At 51.6% G+C, this 18,409-nt stretch carries 16 protein-coding genes and 1 tRNA gene; 8 read left to right on the top strand and 9 right to left on the bottom strand.

Features of this window, described 5'->3' with window-relative positions; translation table 11 throughout:
• Positions 1–5: 5 nt before the first annotated feature.
• On the bottom strand, positions 6–548 hold the full coding sequence (locus BM030_RS15730) for an NUDIX domain-containing protein (RefSeq protein ID WP_090974629.1): 543 nt from the start codon (positions 546–548) through the stop codon (positions 6–8).
• Between the two features lie 8 nt (positions 549–556).
• Positions 557–1,423: an aldose 1-epimerase family protein gene (locus BM030_RS15725; RefSeq protein WP_090974564.1), complete on the bottom strand. Its 867-nt coding sequence runs from the start codon at positions 1,421–1,423 to the stop codon at positions 557–559.
• Between the two features lie 155 nt (positions 1,424–1,578).
• Between BM030_RS15725 and BM030_RS15720 the strand changes: the two genes are divergently transcribed.
• The 3 genes from BM030_RS15720 to BM030_RS15710 all read left to right on the top strand — a co-directional run bounded on the left by BM030_RS15720 (position 1,579) and on the right by BM030_RS15710 (position 4,256).
• The gene (locus tag BM030_RS15720) at positions 1,579–2,526 is read left to right on the top strand and encodes an aldo/keto reductase (protein ID WP_090974628.1); all 948 of its coding nucleotides are present in this window, start codon (positions 1,579–1,581) and stop codon (positions 2,524–2,526) included.
• A gap of 1 nt (position 2,527) precedes the next feature.
• Entirely contained in the window at positions 2,528–3,643 is a 1,116-nt protein-coding gene (locus BM030_RS15715) for an L-dopachrome tautomerase-related protein (protein ID WP_090974563.1), read from the top strand.
• Positions 3,644–3,740: 97 nt separating this feature from the next.
• The gene (locus BM030_RS15710) at positions 3,741–4,256 is read left to right on the top strand and encodes a DUF2062 domain-containing protein (protein WP_090974562.1); all 516 of its coding nucleotides are present in this window, start codon (positions 3,741–3,743) and stop codon (positions 4,254–4,256) included.
• Positions 4,257–4,262: 6 nt separating this feature from the next.
• Here BM030_RS15710 and nfi read toward each other — a convergent pair whose 3' ends face one another.
• The gene (gene nfi / locus BM030_RS15705; RefSeq protein WP_090974561.1) at positions 4,263–4,949 is read right to left on the bottom strand and encodes a deoxyribonuclease V; all 687 of its coding nucleotides are present in this window, start codon (positions 4,947–4,949) and stop codon (positions 4,263–4,265) included.
• Positions 4,950–5,058: 109 nt separating this feature from the next.
• Here nfi and BM030_RS15700 point away from each other — a divergent pair, with 109 nt between their 5' ends.
• Positions 5,059–5,844 carry a copper resistance protein NlpE N-terminal domain-containing protein gene (locus tag BM030_RS15700; protein WP_090974560.1) on the top strand — a complete coding sequence of 262 codons (786 nt, stop codon included), beginning with the start codon at positions 5,059–5,061 and terminating at the stop codon, positions 5,842–5,844.
• Positions 5,845–5,916: 72 nt separating this feature from the next.
• Here BM030_RS15700 and tig read toward each other — a convergent pair whose 3' ends face one another.
• The 4 genes from tig to BM030_RS15680 all read right to left on the bottom strand — a co-directional run bounded on the left by tig (position 5,917) and on the right by BM030_RS15680 (position 9,283).
• Complete coding sequence (gene tig, locus BM030_RS15695; RefSeq protein ID WP_090974559.1) at positions 5,917–7,266, bottom strand: trigger factor; 1,350 nt, start codon at positions 7,264–7,266, stop codon at positions 5,917–5,919.
• A gap of 65 nt (positions 7,267–7,331) precedes the next feature.
• A tRNA-Leu gene (locus BM030_RS15690) sits at positions 7,332–7,413 on the bottom strand.
• A 68-nt stretch (positions 7,414–7,481) separates the two neighbouring features.
• Positions 7,482–8,426 (bottom strand): MlaD family protein, encoded by a 945-nt coding sequence (locus tag BM030_RS15685; RefSeq protein ID WP_090974558.1) that lies wholly within the window; start codon positions 8,424–8,426, stop codon positions 7,482–7,484.
• Positions 8,427–8,485: 59 nt separating this feature from the next.
• Positions 8,486–9,283, bottom strand: a complete 798-nt coding sequence (locus tag BM030_RS15680) for an N-acetylmuramoyl-L-alanine amidase family protein (RefSeq protein WP_090974557.1) — start codon at positions 9,281–9,283, stop codon at positions 8,486–8,488.
• A 180-nt stretch (positions 9,284–9,463) separates the two neighbouring features.
• On the opposite strand from BM030_RS15680, the gene BM030_RS15675 reads away from it, so the two are divergent.
• The 3 genes from BM030_RS15675 to BM030_RS15665 all read left to right on the top strand — a co-directional run bounded on the left by BM030_RS15675 (position 9,464) and on the right by BM030_RS15665 (position 14,901).
• Positions 9,464–12,127, top strand: a complete 2,664-nt coding sequence (locus tag BM030_RS15675; protein WP_090974627.1) for a putative LPS assembly protein LptD — start codon at positions 9,464–9,466, stop codon at positions 12,125–12,127.
• Between the two features lie 2 nt (positions 12,128–12,129).
• Positions 12,130–13,374, top strand: a complete 1,245-nt coding sequence (locus BM030_RS15670) for a competence/damage-inducible protein A (protein ID WP_090974556.1) — start codon at positions 12,130–12,132, stop codon at positions 13,372–13,374.
• Between the two features lie 180 nt (positions 13,375–13,554).
• On the top strand, positions 13,555–14,901 hold the full coding sequence (locus tag BM030_RS15665) for a dihydrolipoamide acetyltransferase family protein (RefSeq protein ID WP_090974555.1): 1,347 nt from the start codon (positions 13,555–13,557) through the stop codon (positions 14,899–14,901).
• Here BM030_RS15665 and BM030_RS15660 read toward each other — a convergent pair.
• Together BM030_RS15660 and BM030_RS15655 are read right to left on the bottom strand one after the other, a co-directional pair.
• Positions 14,849–16,288 (bottom strand): MATE family efflux transporter, encoded by a 1,440-nt coding sequence (locus BM030_RS15660; RefSeq protein ID WP_397236087.1) that lies wholly within the window; start codon positions 16,286–16,288, stop codon positions 14,849–14,851. The genes BM030_RS15665 and BM030_RS15660 overlap by 53 nt on opposite strands.
• On the bottom strand, positions 16,251–17,561 hold the full coding sequence (locus BM030_RS15655) for a PepSY-associated TM helix domain-containing protein (RefSeq protein WP_090974554.1): 1,311 nt from the start codon (positions 17,559–17,561) through the stop codon (positions 16,251–16,253). The genes BM030_RS15660 and BM030_RS15655 overlap by 38 nt, the downstream gene beginning before the upstream one ends.
• A gap of 127 nt (positions 17,562–17,688) precedes the next feature.
• On the opposite strand from BM030_RS15655, the gene BM030_RS15650 reads away from it, so the two are divergent.
• Positions 17,689–18,409: carboxypeptidase-like regulatory domain-containing protein (locus BM030_RS15650; protein WP_170845771.1), on the top strand; the 721-nt coding region annotated here is incomplete at its 3' end.

Genomic DNA, 18,409 nt, shown 5'->3' with positions numbered 1-18,409 from the left:
TCAGGTTATATCCCCAGCATACGGGCAACCTTCAAGATGGCGCAGATGGATATGGAGTCGGTGATTTCCGAACGCATAACCAGCTCCACCGCATCCTTGAGGTGCAGGCGCCGCACATGCAGCTCTTCGGTGTCTTCCGGCTCGGCTTCCCCCTGGCTCAGCCCTTGTGCCAGGTAGATAAACCCCTCTTCATCGGTTACCGAGTTGGATGTATGGATCCGGCCGATGTGCTGCCATTTTTCTGCCGTCAGCCCGGTTTCCTCCTTTAGTTCCCGCTGGGCTGTAAGGAGTGGGTCTTCATGCAACGGCCCTCCCCCTTCGGGAATTTCCCAGGAAAACTCATCCAGCGCATAGCGGTATTGCCCTACCAGATAGATATAGCCCTCGTCATCTAACGGAACAATACCGATGGCTTTGTTTTTAAACTTCACCACGCCATATATCCCCGGCGTGCCTGCGGGAGTAATGACATCGCTGTGCTGCACCTGTATCCATCGGTTCTCATAGACGGTATTACTGCGTAGCGTTTTCCAGTTTGCGGTTTCCATGGCTTTGGTCATTCGACGTGCACCTCCCAGCTCCGGGTCCATGTTATGCCCCCATCCAAACGCTGTATCCCCTCCTTATCTTCCAGCCGCTGGTTATGCCCCACCGCATCGGCTATGCCGCACCAGGGTTCCAAACACACAAAATCAGCTCCTTTGGCCGCCCATATACCGAAATAAGGGAAGCCTGCAAACCGAAAACGGACCGCTCGGTCATTGACATGATTCCGTAAACTGATTTCGCTGCTCTTCAATGTTTTAAGCACGAGCGCATCGCCATAAAACAGGTCGTACCGAAGTGGCAGCCGGTGGTTTTTCAGGGTTATGGTGCGTATTTCGGGCGAAATCAGGTTGTCCTCCAGTGCATGGCAATGCAACGCTTCGTCTTCGGGGAATTCCAGGTAGTAATCAGTATAAGAAAGCCCGCCTGCGCCTGCGGGGGTTGCAAATGCGGGGTGCCCGCCGATGGAAAAAAGCAACGGCACATCGTCAGGATTATGCACCTCGTAGGTGCAGCGCAACGCGCGGCCATCAAGCTGGTAACGAAGGGCCAACCGGAAAGCAAACGGGTAACGATTGTGCGTTTCATCCGTGTCGCGCAAGGTAAACACGGCTTCAGCACCGGAAAGCTGCTGTACTTCAAATACCTCATCCCGTGCAAACCCATGACGGGGTAACTGGTAGGTGTTGCCGCCGTATTGATAGGTGCCGCCTTTCAGCGCACCAACTATGGGAAACAGCACCGGACTCGTTTTCGCCCAATACCTGGAATCGGCATGCCATAGGTATTCATGGTTGTGCGTTTTACTGCGAAGGTGCTTCAGTTCGGCTCCTTTGGGATTAATCTCGGCCTCCAGCCATTCATTCGCTAAGATCATTGCTCTTGCTTTTTTACGGCAAACTTAGGTAAATTCCTTTATAACCGCCGAATGCAACGCTCCATATCGCATTTTGACAGTATAATGGCGTTTGTTTGACGGGTTTGTGCGTCCTTTACGGCAAACAAAAGGCTTCACGCAACGTATTTAATGATATGGAAAAAGTTAAAATAGGCACATCGGATCTGGAAGTGGCACGCATCAATTTCGGGGGCAATGTATTTGGCTGGACGCTCGATGAAAAGCAATCGTTTTCAATACTGGATGCGTTTATAGAAGGTGGCTTTGATTTCATTGACACAGCCGACACGTATGCATGGTGGGTAAACGGTACGGGTGGCCAATCTGAAACCATCATCGGCAACTGGCTCAAAAGCCGTGGCCTCCGCAATAAGGTGGTTATCGCCACCAAAGTGGGTTCGGAGACCCGCGAACATCCGTTTGATATCAGCCGGAAGCATATCCTGAAATCGGTGGATGAATCGCTCCGCCGCCTGCAGACGGACCACATCGATCTGTACTATACCCACTACGACGATAACAATACGCCGGTGGAGGAAACGCTTGCGGCCTACGATGAAGTCATCAAGGCCGGCAAGGTACGGTACATCGGGGCATCCAATGTATCACCCGCACGGCTGGAAGAGTCGCTCGCACTGGCCGAAAAAACGGGATTGCCCCGCTATGTGGCGCTGCAGCCGCATTATAACCTTGTGGAGCGTAGGGCATACGAAACGGAATATGCACCGCTGGCGGAACGGCATCAGTTGACCGTATTCCCGTATTGGGCGCTGGCAGCGGGGTTCCTCTCGGGTAAATACCGCAGCGAGGCCGATTTAGGGAAAAGCGTGCGTGGCGGCGGGGTTAAGAAGTACCTCAATGAACAGGGGCTTGGCGTGCTCAGTGCACTGGATCAGGTAGCCGCTAAGCACCGGGCCTCCTCCCCTGCCACGGTGGCGTTGGCTTGGCTGCTTGCGCAGCCCCATGTGGGCGCGCCCATCGTAAGTGCAACGAGCAAAGAGCAACTGGAAACACTTTTTGCCGCCCCGGAACTTAAACTGGACAACGAGGATCTGGAAATATTGGATAAAGCCAGCAGTTAAAATGAGCACCATAACCATAAGCATCCTTTCAATCGGCCTGCTTGCCATCGCGGAGCATTGCATGGCACAGCAGCGGCACACTAGCGACGCGCTCATCCCGGTAGCCGAATTTGGAAAACACCGGCCCATCGGTGTTAGCGTGTCGTCAACCAACAGGCTCTTCGTTTCTTTTCCATACCAAGGGAAGGACCACCGGTATAGCCTTACCGAAATTATTGACGGAAAGCCTCAACCCTATCCGGACGTCGCTTGGAATACCTATGCAGGCGACTCGGCCACACGCTTCGTAAATGTACAGGATCTGTATGTCGATACCGAAGATTACCTTTGGGTGCTGGACTCAAAGCCGGCACCGAAAGGATCAATATTCGGCGGTCAGGGCAGCGAGGCTGCCGAAGGGGCATTCAAGCTCCTGAAAATCAACCTGGCCAACGACCGTGTGGAGCGGGTGTATACGTTTGAGGACATCGACAGGAAAACCGCGGGACTCAACGATATGCGCATCGATACCGAAAAAAAACTGGCCTACCTTTCGGATCCGGGCCGGGCGGCCATCGTGGTGCTGGATTTGGCGTCGGGAACCTCCAGGACAGTATTAAGCAATCAACCCTCCACCACGGCCGATCCGGATGTGGTGCTCAGCTATGACGGCAAGGAAATGCGCGATGGCAACGGCAACCCGTTCCGCTCGAATGTAAATGGGATAGCGCTCACCAAAGACAACCGGTATTTTTATTTCAAACCCATCAATAAGCTTAATCTTTACCGCATCGAAACGCGTTATTTGGCTGATGCGTCGCTGACCGATGCTGAATTGGCGCAGCATGTGGAGGATATGGGAAAAACCACTGTTACCCATGGGCTTATTGCCGACAATAAGGGAAATATCTACCTCACCTCGTCCATGGACTACAGCATCAAGTATTTGTCGCCTGACGGCAGGCTGCATACGTTGGTACGGGACTCCCGGCTGATCTGGCCGGATTCATTCGGCATCGGATCCGACGGCTACCTCTACGTTTCATGCGCACAACTGCAACGCGACCCGGCGTGGAACAACGGCCAAGATAACGTAGAATACCCTTACCGCGTATACAAAGTGAGGCTGCCGCAGTAAGCCGGCTTAACAGCCGGTGAGAAACGCTGACAATTGTGTTTCCATAAAAGCAAAGCAGAGCTTATATTTGTGGCATGCAAGCCCAGCTCATCCCATTATGGCAACCAAAAGCAGTTCTGCGTTCAAACGCCGCGTACGGCTATTGAGGAGAAAACTGTTTTCCCTCAGCGGCTCCCCTACCTATATTGCAAGGGGATTTGCACTCGGATCTTTCATCGGGATGATGCCCCTACCGGGATTCCAGGTATTTATTGCCTATTTCATGGCGTCTTGGATGAAGGTAAACAAAACCGCTGCATGCATGGCTGTGTTCAACACCAACGCCGTTACGGGACTTCCTATCTTTTACTTTAATTACTGGCTGGGCAAGCGCCTGCTTAACCTGCAACTGGATTTTGATTTCCCCCAGACCATCAGCTGGGACTTTGCACTTATCATCTGGAATGCCGGCAAACTGGTGTTCGTTTCATTGGTTGCCGGCGGAATAGTAACGGGCATCCCCGCAGCGCTGCTGGGCTATTACGGTTACCTGTGGTGGGCCAAATGGCGCAAACCGGCACTTGTGCGCAGCCGGAATTTTATGGAGCTGCCCCCCGAAGACCGGCGGGATTAGCATACCTTAGCAAGCCGACCAACCTTCAGCCAGTTCGCTCCTCCGAAACCGGTTAACCAGCTCATGCGCGAGACGCGTGGGTTCGGGTATGCGGTAGCGGCCCACACATTGGCGGATAACCGCCAGACTATTATCCATCCCCACCCGATGGCCGGGCGACACGAAAACCGGCGCCACCTTGGTTTTGCTCCGGAAGGCATAACCTATCTGCTCCGTACCGGCCAGAATAGGGCTATAGGAGCCGACGGCGAGTCCGGGCTCTTGGTAACTCCCTGTAAGCAATTTCTTGGCGCATCCCATGCTCGCCTGCCCCGTTTCAACGCCGAAGTGGGCGGCGATGCCCATTCTGCGGGGATGAGCAATGCCATGGCCGTCTATGACCAACACATCTGGCTTTTCGGGCAATTGTTTCCATGCCGCCACCAGGGCCGGCACTTCCCGGAATGCCAGATACCCCGGCACATAAGGGAAACGGGTTTCTGCTTGGACAAGCGACCACCCGACGGGCCGCAACTCCGGAAAAGACAGCACGATGATGCCCGCGTAAATGGTGGTGCTGTATAAATTTAACGAAATATCGGCGCCCCCGATGAGCCGGATGGCCAACGGCCGGTCGGCCGTATCTACCCGCTGGCGCAAATCTTTTTGTATTGCCGTAGCCTCTGTGATGGTTAGCGTATCGTAATTATCCATGTCTTGTGTTTTGGATTTAGCAACATACGAATATCGGCTGCAATGCGCAACTGATAAGCATAAAAATTGGTACGTTTTATGCTGCTAATATCCGAAACAATGGATCATAATGAAAGCCGCATCTTTAACACGGACCATTGGCTGCATAGCAGCCATAGCGTTAGCCGCCTCGGCGTGCCAAAGCCAGAAAACAACGTCTAACCAAGCAACAACCGTTGCGGATACCATCCATAACAGCCGCAATTCGGTGGATTGGGCGGGCACTTACAATGGCACATTGCCCTGCGCCGATTGTCCCGGCATCCGGTACAGCATCACGCTCAATGACGATGAAACGTACCGGCTCAGCACACAATATATCGACAAAAGCGACTCGGTGTTCACCGAGTCTGGCCAATTCAAGTGGGATGAAAGGGGAAGCAGCATCACGTTGGCCGATCGTGGAGAGAAATTTCAAGTGGGCGAAAACAGGCTCATACACCTGGATATGGAAGGCAACCGGATTACAGGCGATCTCGCCGATCAGTACGTGTTGCACAAGGTTACGCAAACCGTTACCGGACAATATTGGAAGCTCGTGGAAGTAAACGGGAAGGCGGTAACATCGGAAATGACCCAAAAAGAACCCTACATCAGACTCAATGAAGAAGAAAAGCGCCTTGAAGCCAATGGTGGATGCAACGGTTTGGGGGGAACTTATGAATTGAAGGAACCCAACCGGATAAAATTCTCCCAGCTTATCGGTACCATGATGGCCTGCGAGAAAATGGAGGTGGAAGATGGGCTGAAGCGCGCGCTTGAAACAGCGGACAGCTATCACTTGCAGGGTGATACCCTGCAACTGTTCCGCGCACGGATGGCACCCTTGGCCAAGTTTGTAGCCACACAAAAATAATTTGTAGCCACACAAAAATAAAGGGCAAAAAAAAGGAGGCGCAAATGCGCCTCTTTTTATGTTAAACTTTACTTACTTCAGTTCCAGAAACTTGTTGTATTCGATTTCCTTCTTTTCGAGCTTTACCAGCCCTTTCACAAAGTCAAACACCTTCAAAGCCTTTACTTCATCAAACAGGCGGTTTGCCTGCTCTTTGTCGCTCAACAGCTGCACGGCATATTGAGCCAATTGCTGGTCGGTAGCTTCCTGGCCAGGATTATACATTTTTATCTGTGCGGCAATGCGCTCTTTAGCCAGCGACAGCACCTCCTCGTATTTCACCTCCAATCCGTTCTGCGTGATGATGCGGTTTTCTATAAGTGTCCACTTCAGGTTCTTCAGAAAATCAGCAAAACCTTCTTCCAGCTCGTCTTCTTTGATTTCTGGGTTGGTAGCTTTCAACCACCTTTTTAGAAATGCCTCAGGAAAATCCACCTTCACCGAATCCAACCCTTTTAGGTAAATATCATTCTGCAACTTCTGGGTAGCGTTCTGCACCAACATACTTTCCACCTCTTCCCTTACTTTCGCTCGGAATTCCTCTTCGGTCTTCACGATACCTTCACCGAACAGCTTGTCGTAAAACGCCTGATCCAGCTCTGCTTCTTCCAGCCGGTTTACATTTTTCACCGTCAGCTTAAACGTAGCGGGCTCCAAACCGGCGACCTCCTCGTCCTTAATCGCCAAAACACGGGCTATCTGGGCATCTTCCTTAAATGCCTTTTTTATGTCGATAACTACTTCGTCATCTTTTTTAAGGCCAATCAGAGATTTCCTGATTTTCTTGTCGTCCACCAGATCGGTACGCACAGAAGCGGTATTGACGATACCTCCAGCTATATCGTTGCCTTCGGCATCGACCTGCTTCAGCTCCGCATACAGCACATCGCCATCTTCGGAAATTTCCGGGTTAGTCATTTTACCGTAGCTGCGGCGCAGGTTTTTGATACGCGACTCCAACGTTTCGGCATCAGCCTTGATAACGTATTCGGTAAACTTGCTTTTTTCCGTAAACGGAACATCAAACTGAGGTGCCAGGCCGATTTCATACCGGAAAGAAAACGTATCCTGGAAGTCCCAGTTGTAATCATTTTTATCATCTTCCGCGGGCAGGGGCTGACCGAGGATTTCCAGCTTATTGTCTGCGATATACGCATTGATCTTATCACTTACCAGCTTATTGATTTCATCAAACAGTATCGCTTTACCATAAACCCGGCGGATATGGGCAGTGGGCACCATTCCCGGCCGGAATCCGGGCAACCTGGCCTTCTTTGCCTGCTCTTTGATGGATTTGTCGATTTGCGGATTGTAATCCTCCGGAGCGAGGTCTACTGTAATGACGGCATTGATTTCGTCGATGTTCTCGTGTGAAATGTTCATACTCAATTTTAAGCGTTTATCGCATTCATATAAAAAATCCCCCCGATGTTTCGGGAGGACTCAAGTGCGGAAGAAGGGACTCGAACCCCCACGCCTTTCGGCGCCAGATCCTAAGTCTGGTGCGGCTACCAATTACGCCACTTCCGCATAGGATTTTTTATTTGGACTGCAAAAGTAAGGCTTATTCTTTAAATTGACAATACCTTTTTATTTTTTTAATCGGTCCGACGACCAAAAACCGAAAAATGCACGTACCTGCCCGGACGCGCCTTCATATCAGCAATGAGTTCCTCCAGGTTCTGGGAAGCCTGGTTCAGGTGCTGATACAGCTGTTCGTCGTTTAACAGCATGCCAATGGAACCCTGCCCCCGGTTTATCCGATCGGCAATGGACTGGAAATCCGCCATCGCTTTATTGGCGCTGTTAATCGTATGTGCGAAATTGGCTTTCGCTACCTGATCGGTAATACTATCAAGGTTAGCCAATACCTGGGCGATGCGTTCGTTGTTGTCTTTCAGGTTGCCGGTAATGGATTCTACATTAGCCATAATATGGCTGATACGGTTGCGCTCAGACACTACCATGCCGTCCAGTTGCCTGGTAATGCCTTCTAAGTTTTGAAGGGAATTGGCAATGCTGTTAATGCTCCGGTTAAAATCGCGCTGAAAATCGGCATTGATGGTGTTGTTGATGGCGCTCAGCACGGAATCCAACGTAACGGCAATATCCTGCGCCTTTTTCTGTATGGGCTCCACCTGCTCCATGATATTCGGCTGTAAACCGGCCTTCAGTTCATCCCCGTCTTTGGCATACTGCGTGCTATTTCCAAGTTCAAAAACTATGGCTTTGCCGCCCAGCAGATCCGTACTGGCCAGGCGCGCCACGGTGTTGGCGGGAATGGCGTAACTCCCCTTTACTTTGAATTCGGTACGTATACGCCCGTCCGCCTGTAACTTCATGTCAGACACACGGCCTATCTGGTAGCCGTTTACCAGAATGGGCTTCGATTCCGTGAGGCCGTCTACCCGCTCATAGGTTGCATAGAACGTGTGTTCATTGCTGAACACATCATTGCCTTTTAGGAAGCGGTACCCTAAAATGAGTATGGCGATGGCCACGACAGCCAATATACCTACCTTGGTTTCGTTTGCTATTTTCAAAATGCCTCCTGTTTGTTTTTAAATCCGTATTGTTGGCAGCTATATTTTATTACAGGCAATTACCGTTCCACATGCCGCTTGTATGCCTTAATTGCGTCAACCAGGTTCTTCACGATTTCGGCCTGCCCCTTTTCGGAATTCATATACCGCTCTTCTTCAGGATGGCTGATAAAGCCAATCTCGGTTAGCACGGCCGGCATGCCCGCTCCCGCCAATACCTGCAAACCCAGTTCCTGCACACCGCGGTCTACCCTTCCGGATTTGGCATATTGGTCTTGGATGAACGAGGCCAAGTGGATGCTCTGCTCGCGGAACTGGTTCTTCATCAGCGAAAACAGGATATAGCTTTCTGGATCATTCGGATCAAAACCGCTGTAGTTTTCTTTGTAGTTTTCTTCCAGCAGGATATCCGCATTCTCCCGGATTGCCGCATCCTGTTCGCCTAACCGATGAAAACCTGACACAAAAGTCTCCGTGCCCCTTACCTGTGTCCGCCGTGATGGCGCTGCATTGCAATGGATGGAAATAAACAAATCGGCCCGTTTTTGATTAGCAAACTCGATACGTTTGTAAAGCTCCACGTTTACATCCGTTGTGCGTGTATAGTAAACCTTAACACCGGGTATTTCGGCCTCAAGGGCCTTGCCTAATTTCAACGCAACCTGCAGGGCGATATTTTTTTCAAGCGATATGGCACCACGTGCCCCCGGGATATGCCCCCCATGCCCCGCATCCAGCACAATGGTTCGTACTGCATAGGTAGAATCTACATACTTATTTGCGAAACCGGACGTTGGAAGAGTAATGGACAGGAATAAAACACAAAAAATATATGGTGCAAAATATCTGTATGTCATGTCGTTACAATAGGGTCTGCTGTCATCGTCAACCATGGTGTCACACATTGGATATACTTCCCGTTTTTATTAGGGATACCACCATGTATGAATAGATTTGAAAACACAAAAATCCTAACTATTTTAATTAATTTTGTGCACAATTCCGATTTATTGCAAAAATAATATTCGTTGTCAAATTTGAAGTCAGTTGCTGCTTTTTTTTCGTATATTTTATTAATTATAACGGCATTTCCGGCCTTTTCGGTATATGGGCAGGAAATTCCCCGAGCTGACACCACCCGCAGTACACTGACTGATTCGCTGGTGATGGATTCGCTGACGGCTGATTCGCTGACGGCTGATTCGCTGGTGACCGATTCGCTGGCGGCCGATAAGGATACCGTTCGCCGAGCCGACGACGGGCTGAATGCCGTTGTCAGCATTGTGGCTGCCGATTCCCAAGTCACACTCCTGAAAACCAACATGGTTTACCTGTATGGCGAAGCCAAAATCAAGTATGAAGATTTTGAACTCGCTGCTGATTATATCGAAATAGACCAAAACACGAATGAAGTGTTTGCCCGGGGCAGGTATGACAATAACGGCAGATATATCGGCCGGCCGGTGGTTATCTTCCCCAACGAATCGCCCAAGGTGGTGGATTCTCTGCGGTACGACTTTGAAACAAAAAACGGCAATGCATTCGGTATCTTTACCGAGGTTGACGGTGGGTTTATCCAGGCAAGCAAAATCCGCAAAAACGTGTACAACGAGATGTCACTGTTCCACGGGATGTACAGCACATGCAACCTGCCACAGCCCCACACGCACTTCGGCATCCATATCAGCAAAGGCATCGTCACCGAAAACCAGATCATCGCGGGGCCCGCGTACCTGGTCATGGAGAACGTGCCGCTCCAGTTTGTTGCCATTCCTTTCGGCTTTTTCCCAAAGCCGGATAAACGGGCCTCCGGATTCCTTTTCCCGACCTTCGGCGAAGAATTTTCCCGGGGATTCTTCATGCGCGATATCGGCTGGTACCTTGCTTTCAACGATTACTGGGACAGTGAAATCCGGGGCACCATGTATTCAAAGGGTTCTTATGAGGCATCCATCCTGTCGAATTACCGTGTAAACTATAAGTTTGACGGGGGGTTCAATATCCGTTATGCCAATACCAAAAACGGCGTGGAAGGTACAAGCCAATACCGATCAACCAAAGACTTCAACGTGACGTGGAACCACAGCCAACGGCAGGAGGCCAATCCGGGCACGACGTTCAGCGCGAATGTTAATTTCGGTACCAGCTCGTATTTCCAGAATACTGCCGCCGGGGCTACGTATAACTACGAGCAGTTGACACGCAACAATATGTCATCCAGCATCAGCTATGGCAAGACCTTCGCCGACGGCAAGGTAAATTTCACCTCCAGTCTCAGCCACCGGCAGGACATGACGCGCAATGAAGTGTTTTTGGAACTGCCCACCTTTTCACTGAACGTCTCGTCATTCAACCCATTTGACTCGAAAGACCGCGTGGGCGAGCAGAAATGGTATCAACGCATCACTATGGGATATTCCTTGCAGGGGCGTAATTCGGTGACCGCACAGGAAGCGGGCTTGTTCAGCCGCGAAACACTCGAAAAGTTCCAAAACGGCTTCCAGCACCAAATTCCGATAAACCTATCGTTGAATGTAATGAAGTATTTTCAGTTCAACACGAGCGTATCGTATACCGAACGCTGGTACCTGCAAAGCTACCGCCGCAGACTGGACAATACACCCGGTGGGTTTGAAGAAGTGAGGGATACGGTGCCGGGATTCAACAGGGCTTATGACTACTCCATGTCTACCGGCCTATCGACGAAAATTTACGGGATGTACCCCAAAATGGGCAAGATACAGGCCATGCGCCATGTGATTACGCCATCCGTAAACTTTAACTACCGGCCGGACTTTTCTGATCCGCTGTATGGGTTCTACCGTTCGTTTGTCAACGCCCAGGGCAGGGAATCGATATACTCCATCTTCGAGGGCGGCATCTTCGGGTCGCCCGGAAGCGGCCGTTCCATGGGCATCGGCTTTTCCGTGGATAATAATATCGAGGCCAAAGTAATAAGCAAGAAAGATACGACTGACGGCGGCATTAAAAAGATTCCTATCCTCCAGGGGCTTACCTTCAGCGGTAATTACAACTTTGTGGCAGACTCGTTTAAGCTGTCGAACATCAACTTTTCGGGCCGTACTGCCCTGTTCAATCAAAAAATCAACATTAACTTCAACGGAACGTTCGATCCGTATAGTTTCGATACGCAGTTGGGTCGCCGGGTTAACCGGTTTGCCCTTCAGGACGGGCAGCTGGCGCGACTGACCAATTTTGGCCTGTCGTTCGACTACAGCTTTAATCCGCAGGCCAACCAAAACCGACAGCAGGGCCTCGATTCGCTGGACAACCAGCGGGCAAGCATGACGCCTGAACAGCAGCAGGCACTGGCGCGTATCAGCAGGGATCCGAATGCTTTTGTCGATTTCAATATCCCCTGGAACCTGGCCGGATCGTTCAGCTTCCAGTATTCCAACCTGGGTGTCCGATCAAACATAACAGCTACGCTCAACATACATGGCGACTTCAGTCTTACACCTAAATGGAAGGTCCAATTCAATTCGGGCTATGACTTCCGGCAGAAGGAAATATCCCTGACACGGTTCAGCATCTACCGCGACCTGCATTGCTGGGATATGTCGTTCGGCTGGGTGCCGTTCGGGCGGTTCCAAAGTTACAACGTGACCATCCGGGCCAAGGCTTCCATCTTACAGGATTTGAAATTGACCAAACGCAATGACAACTTCGGGGGATTCTAAGCATGCAAGCTGAAATCATTACCATAGGCGATGAAATACTCATCGGCCAAATCATAGACACCAATTCGGCTTGGATAGCCCAGCAGCTCAACACAATAGGCATCACCGTAAAGCAGGTCAGTTCCGTGGCTGATGATTCAACGGATATCATCGTGGCGCTGACGCTGGCATCTGGCCGCGCCGATCTGGTGTTGGTGACGGGTGGACTGGGCCCCACCAAAGACGATATCACCAAACAGGCATTGGCTGCATATTTTAATTGCGGCCTCCGCCGTGACCCTGCCGTACTGAGCCACGTGGAAGCGATTTTTGCACGGAGCGGACGCCCCATGCTTGACCTGAACCGTCAACAGGCCGATGTATTGGACGGATGCGAGGTGCTTTTCAATGAACAAGGTACGGCCCCCGGCATGTGGATGGTACATAAGGGTAAGCCTTACGTGGTCATGCCCGGCGTGCCATTTGAGATGAAGCATATCATGCAAGAGCGCGTACTTCCGCGGCTTATACATGTTGAAGGCAGGCGGCCCCTGTGGCACCATACGGTATTGACGGCCGGCATCGGCGAGTCTTTCCTTGCCGAAAAAATTGCCGACATCGAAGCGGCGCTTCCCCCGCATATCCGTCTCGCTTACTTACCTAAGCCGGGTTTCGTGCGCCTGCGCCTTACGGCGGCCGGGAAAGACACCGCGGCTTTGAAAGCGGAAACACATGCCATCGCGGCGGCCATACAACAGCGGCTGGGCGAATATTTCATTGCCGATGAAGACACTTCCCTTGAAGCGTTAATACGGGACCGTATGCAGCAACAAGGGGTAAACCTGGCCACCGCAGAAAGTTGTACGGGCGGTAACATCGCCCGGCTTATCACTGCACTGCCCGGAAGCAGCGCCGTATTCGAAGGGGCTGCGGTGACATATTCCAACGCCACGAAGAAAGCGTTGCTTGGCGTCAAGGAAGAAACCCTCCAGCGCCATGGCGCCGTGAGTGAGGCCACCGTACGGGAGATGGCGCTGGGCGCACAGGCCCGTTTTCATGTGGATTATGCCATAGCCGTCAGCGGCATCGCCGGACCGGACGGCGGCACCCCGGAAAAACCGGTGGGACTGGTATGGATAGCCGTAGCAGGCAAGCAACAGGTGGTTGCCCGCAAGCACCTGTTTGGCCAAGACCGCGCAATTAATATCGAGCGTGCGTCAGCGGCGGCGCTGTTCATGCTGTGGCAGCTGCTGAACGCAGAGGGGTGATTCGATAAACTGCAAATCGCCCGTTTGAACTTCTTAAATTACGAAAACAACCTGTTTATCAAAATAAAATTCCGTGCTTTTATTTTTAATCAATTATTTATGTAACTTAGGCCGGTTCCAAGCAGCAAGCCATGCGATACACCGGCATTGCAGCTTGGCGGCAAATATATAAAACGGATTATGGCAACGTATAACTTACAACTGCCCCGGATGGGTGAAAGCGTATCGGAAGCAACCGTGGTAAAATGGCTTAAGCAGCCCGGCGATCACGTGGAAGAAGATGAAGCGGTACTGGAAATTGCCACAGATAAGGTGGATTCTGATGTTCCTTCGCCGGTGGCGGGTGTTCTGAAAGAGCAGCTCTTTGCCGAAAATACGGTAGCCCGGGTGGGCGAGATCATTGCCATTATTGAGGTATCCAGCGAAACGGCGGAAACCGCGGCAAACGACCAAACCGACGTTGCCCCAATCGCGGCTGAAACGGCGGCACCCGATGACGGAGCCCAAGACACGGCCATACCCGGCATAAACCAGTTACCGCCATCCGAACCGCAGCTGGCCCATGGTTCCTCATCACGCTTTTACTCTCCGCTGGTCAGAAATATAGCCGCACAAGAAGGCATCTCTGCAGAAGAACTGGATGCCATCACCGGAACCGGCAGCGACGGCCGGGTTACCAAGCAAGACATTCTGGATTACGTAACAAAGAAAGGCGAGCAGAAACAAGCCGTTGAACCTCCTAAAACCGTAAGCGACGAACAGACCCGCCCCGAAGCTGCGGCTGTAACGCCGCAAGCCGGCCCCACGGTATTGTCGTCTGGCGACGAAATTATAGAGATGGATCGCATGCGACGTCTGATTGCAGACCACATGGTTAAAAGCGTACAGACCTCGCCCCATGTATGTTCGTTTGTAGAAGCCGACGTAACCAACCTCGTGAACTGGCGGAATAAGGTAAAGACTGCTTATGAAAAACGAGAAGGCGAAAAGATTACGTTCACTCCGATCTTCATAGAAGCCGTGAGCAAGGCGCTCAAGGACTTCCCGATGGTTAACATCTCGGTGAGCGGAACCCAGATTATCAAAAAACGCAACATCAATGTCGGCATGGCAACGGCGCTGCCCTCGGGCAACCTTATTGTACCGGTTATTAAAAATGCAGACCAACTGAGCCTCGTGGGCCTGAGCAAAGCGGTAAATGACTTGGCAAACCGGGCACGGGCCAATCAATTGAAACCCGATGATACTCAGGGTGGCACCTTTACGTTGACCAACATCGGCGCGTTCGGAAACATTATGGGCACCCCTATCATCAACCAGCCCCAAGTAGCCATTCTGGCCGTGGGTACCATCACCAAGAAGCCGGCAGTCATCGAAACGGAATTCGGCGACATGATTGGCATCCGGCACAAGATGTACCTTTCGCTTTCGTATGATCACCGCGTGGTAGACGGTGCATTAGGTGGGCGCTTCGTTAAACGTGTGGCGGATTACCTGGAAAACTGGGATGTGAACCGAGCGATTTGACAACCCGGCGATAACGCAGGTAAAGCAGCAGTGATGAGGTTAGCAACCCGAGCGTAAGTCCGTACCAGACACCTGAAACACCCAAGCCTAAGGTAATACCCAGGAAGTAAGCCCCCGGCAGCCCGATAACCCAATAGGAAAAGAACGTAATGAACGTGGGGATGTTTACATCGCCCACCCCCCGCAGTATACCCAGTCCGACCACCTGTGTTCCGTCAAAAAGCTGAAATAATCCAGCAATGACCAACAACTGGGCTGCAATACCGATAACCACGGCATCGCCTGTAAAAATCCATGGCAAATACCGGTTCAACAACATAAACAGCAGTGCGCAGATACCCATGAATACCAATACAATATGGTAGCTTGAGGCAGCGAAGCGCCTGAGGCGGGCGATATGCTGCCGTCCGTAACTGTTTCCTGTTTTTATGGTTGCCGCGGATGCGATTCCGCTGGCCATCATATAAGTCGTCGCCGCAAGGGTAATTGCCACTTGGTGTGCCGCCTGCTCATTGGCGCCGATGGTTCCGGCAATAACTGCCGCGGCAGCAAACGCCCCCACTTCAAACACATACTGCATGGCTACCGGTGCCCCGATTTTCAGGATGCCTGAACACCTCACCCTATCCATATGACGCAGGCTGAACCGTTTCAGGTAGCGCTTGAAGTGGACCGACCGGAAGACGTATACTCCCATAATCACAGCCATGAGGCAACGGTCAACCAACGTCGCGTATCCTACCCCGCTTATCCCCATCGGGGCAATACCGAACATTCCCTTGACCAAAATAACCGACAAAATAATATTGAGCACATTACCCCAGATGGTGATGTTCATCGCCTGCCGGGTGAACCCAAGCCCTTCTGCAAACTGCTTGAACGCGTTAAAGACCATCAGCGGTAAGATAGACAGGCTGAGTATGAACAGATACGGCTTAGCCTCTGCCACCACCGCCGGGTCCTGCCCCAGGTGATCGATGGCAGCCATCGATCCGAAATACACCGTGCAGAACAGCAAAACGCCGGAAAACGCATTTATCCATAGACTGTTAGCCAGCAAGACGCCGCATTCTGCATAATTCTTCCGGCCATTTTCCTGAGCAATCAATGGCGTAAGCCCATAAGCGATACCCAAGCCGATAACCAGCACAATCATGAATACACTGTGCACCAGCGAGACGGCCGCAAGCGGTACCGTTCCGGCAAAATGCCCAACCACGATGCTATCGGCCGTCTGGACCAGCATATGCCCCATCTGGGAGACAATTACCGGACCGGCAAGGGCCAACGTACTTAGATAATACGGTTTATACGCTTTGAATACACTAAGCACCACAATCCCAACATTTCTATACAGGCTGCGCCTGCTTTCGCTTACGCCGGACACCTTTAGCCGGCTTCTTCTTCATCTTATTCAGCCAAATCAGTGTCCCCGTTACCGGCAATGATGTAGCTATCAAACAGGCGAAGAAATAGAGCAATTTGGTGAACTGCCCATACACATTACCGATATGCAGGGCTTTGATAGACCCGGCGATACGCTCATTAAGCGGTTTCTCCCGGAAAATATTCACCTCACTGACCGAGGCCGTGGCTACGTTAACCTTCAGTTGGTCGCCCGCAGCCGGAGCAAAGAAGCCCACCCGGTTTTTCATAATGCTCAGTACCGAATCGCCCCCGGCGGGAAACATAACGCGATAGTCGCCCCGGTAAGGCAACACCTCATCAGCCGCCTCCAGGTACCGGGCGATAGGCAGCAAAGATGCTGAAGCCCTTTCCTCCGCGCGTCCGCCGTCGCTCCCACGCCCTTCACGCGGACCACCCTGGCCCCCACCGCGCTGTCCGCCGCCTGCCGGCCCGCCACGGTTTCCGGCCGGCGCTTCCCGGTAAGTGCCCAGTGTCTTCTGCAAACCCTCGCGATACCAGGGAAATGACCATTGCGGCCCCGTAATGCCCATCAGGAACAGAAAAATCAGCGAATAAAATGCCAATGTGTTATGCAAGTCGTGGTTGAGCCGCTTCCAGCCGCCGGTCCATTTTATTTTCAACCCTTGGCGCCAGGTGCGCAGCTTGCGGGGAAACCAGATGACCAGTCCGGTAATGACCCCTAACGTAAACAGGATGGTTGCAGCCCCCGTAATATAGCTGCCCAAGGTACGGTTGGGCAGTTCACCGAAGATGGGCTTTTCTATCTTATCCAGCAGCAACCAGCGGTGCAAGCTGAACATATAGCCCATGAACTTGCCCACAGCTGTCTCCTCCTTAGAGGTTCCAAGAAGTCGCCCCGTATATGGGTCCACGTAATAGGTTGTTCCGAAGCGGCTGTGATCATCCTCCGTACGTACGGTATATTCAAAGCTACGGCGCGAATCCGCCGGAATGGCTACGGCCGTGACACGGCCACCGGCCAGTTCAGCTACCGTCTTCGCCAGCGAGCCCGCCGGGAGCCGCACACCTCCCTGCGGCACCTCCACCTTATGCAGGTGCGGTGCTGCCAACTCCCGGAGCTCGGTATTATATGTATAGATGGTACCGCTGAAACACACCACGATAACCACGATACCACTGATGAGTCCACCCCACAGATGGATGTCATTGAAAATTTTACGGATTTTCGGCCACGCTTCCCGGCGGCGTTTGCGATTGCTGGACGGTTGCATAATCAAGTTTTTTTTCTTTTCCCTTTTTATTATTTAGATTATTTCTAATTTTGGCGCACAACACAAAAGTATTTAGATTAAATCTTAATAACCGAGCGGCAAATATATTAAATGTTTGTATTTACAGATGAAATATTGCTCCACTATTTTTATCGCGTGCATTTTTAGCTGGTCACTTTGCGCAGCGCAGACCGGTACCCTCTCCGGGGTTGTCAAGACTACCGACGGCATCCCTGTAGAAGCTGCATCCGTGACGATTGAGGAGCTGAACACCGGCGCAATTACCGATAAAAACGGGCGTTACGCCATTCATGGCATCCCTTATGGTACATACCACCTGGTCGTATCCTCACTCCAACTCAACAAGACCCGCTTGACGGTAAGGATTCGTCGCACAGCGGAAACGGCAACCGTCATTGCCGAGCCCAAAGGAGATACGCAGCTTGATGAAGTGGCCGTTGAACAGAAGTCGGTAAAGCGGGAGCTGGAAACACAGGGATTTGCGGTTGCTGTAGTAGAAACGAAAGAAGCTTCATTACGGAACTTGACCACCAATGAACTGCTGGATCGCGCGGTAGGTGTGCGGGTCCGGCAGAACGGTGGCCTGGGCTCAAGCGTTACCTATAACCTGAATGGCATGACAGGCGGATCGGTCGGCGTGTTCATCGATGGATTAGAAATCTCAACTTATGGCTCTTCATTCAATCTGAACAATATTCCGCCGGCGATGATAGCGCGTATTGAAGTATATAAGAGGCTGTCTAAAAAGCCTCAATTAAGAAAAGGAATCCCCGATACAGATAAAGTTTCGGGGATTTTTTTGTTTGTCCTAAAAAAAGCTTATTTTT

This window comes from Parapedobacter composti, from assembly GCF_900112315.1.
Taxonomy (GTDB): Bacteria; Bacteroidota; Bacteroidia; order Sphingobacteriales; family Sphingobacteriaceae; genus Parapedobacter; species Parapedobacter composti.
The sequence above is the reverse complement of the archived record's forward strand: the minus strand, read 5'-3'. Positions and strand labels throughout refer to the sequence as shown.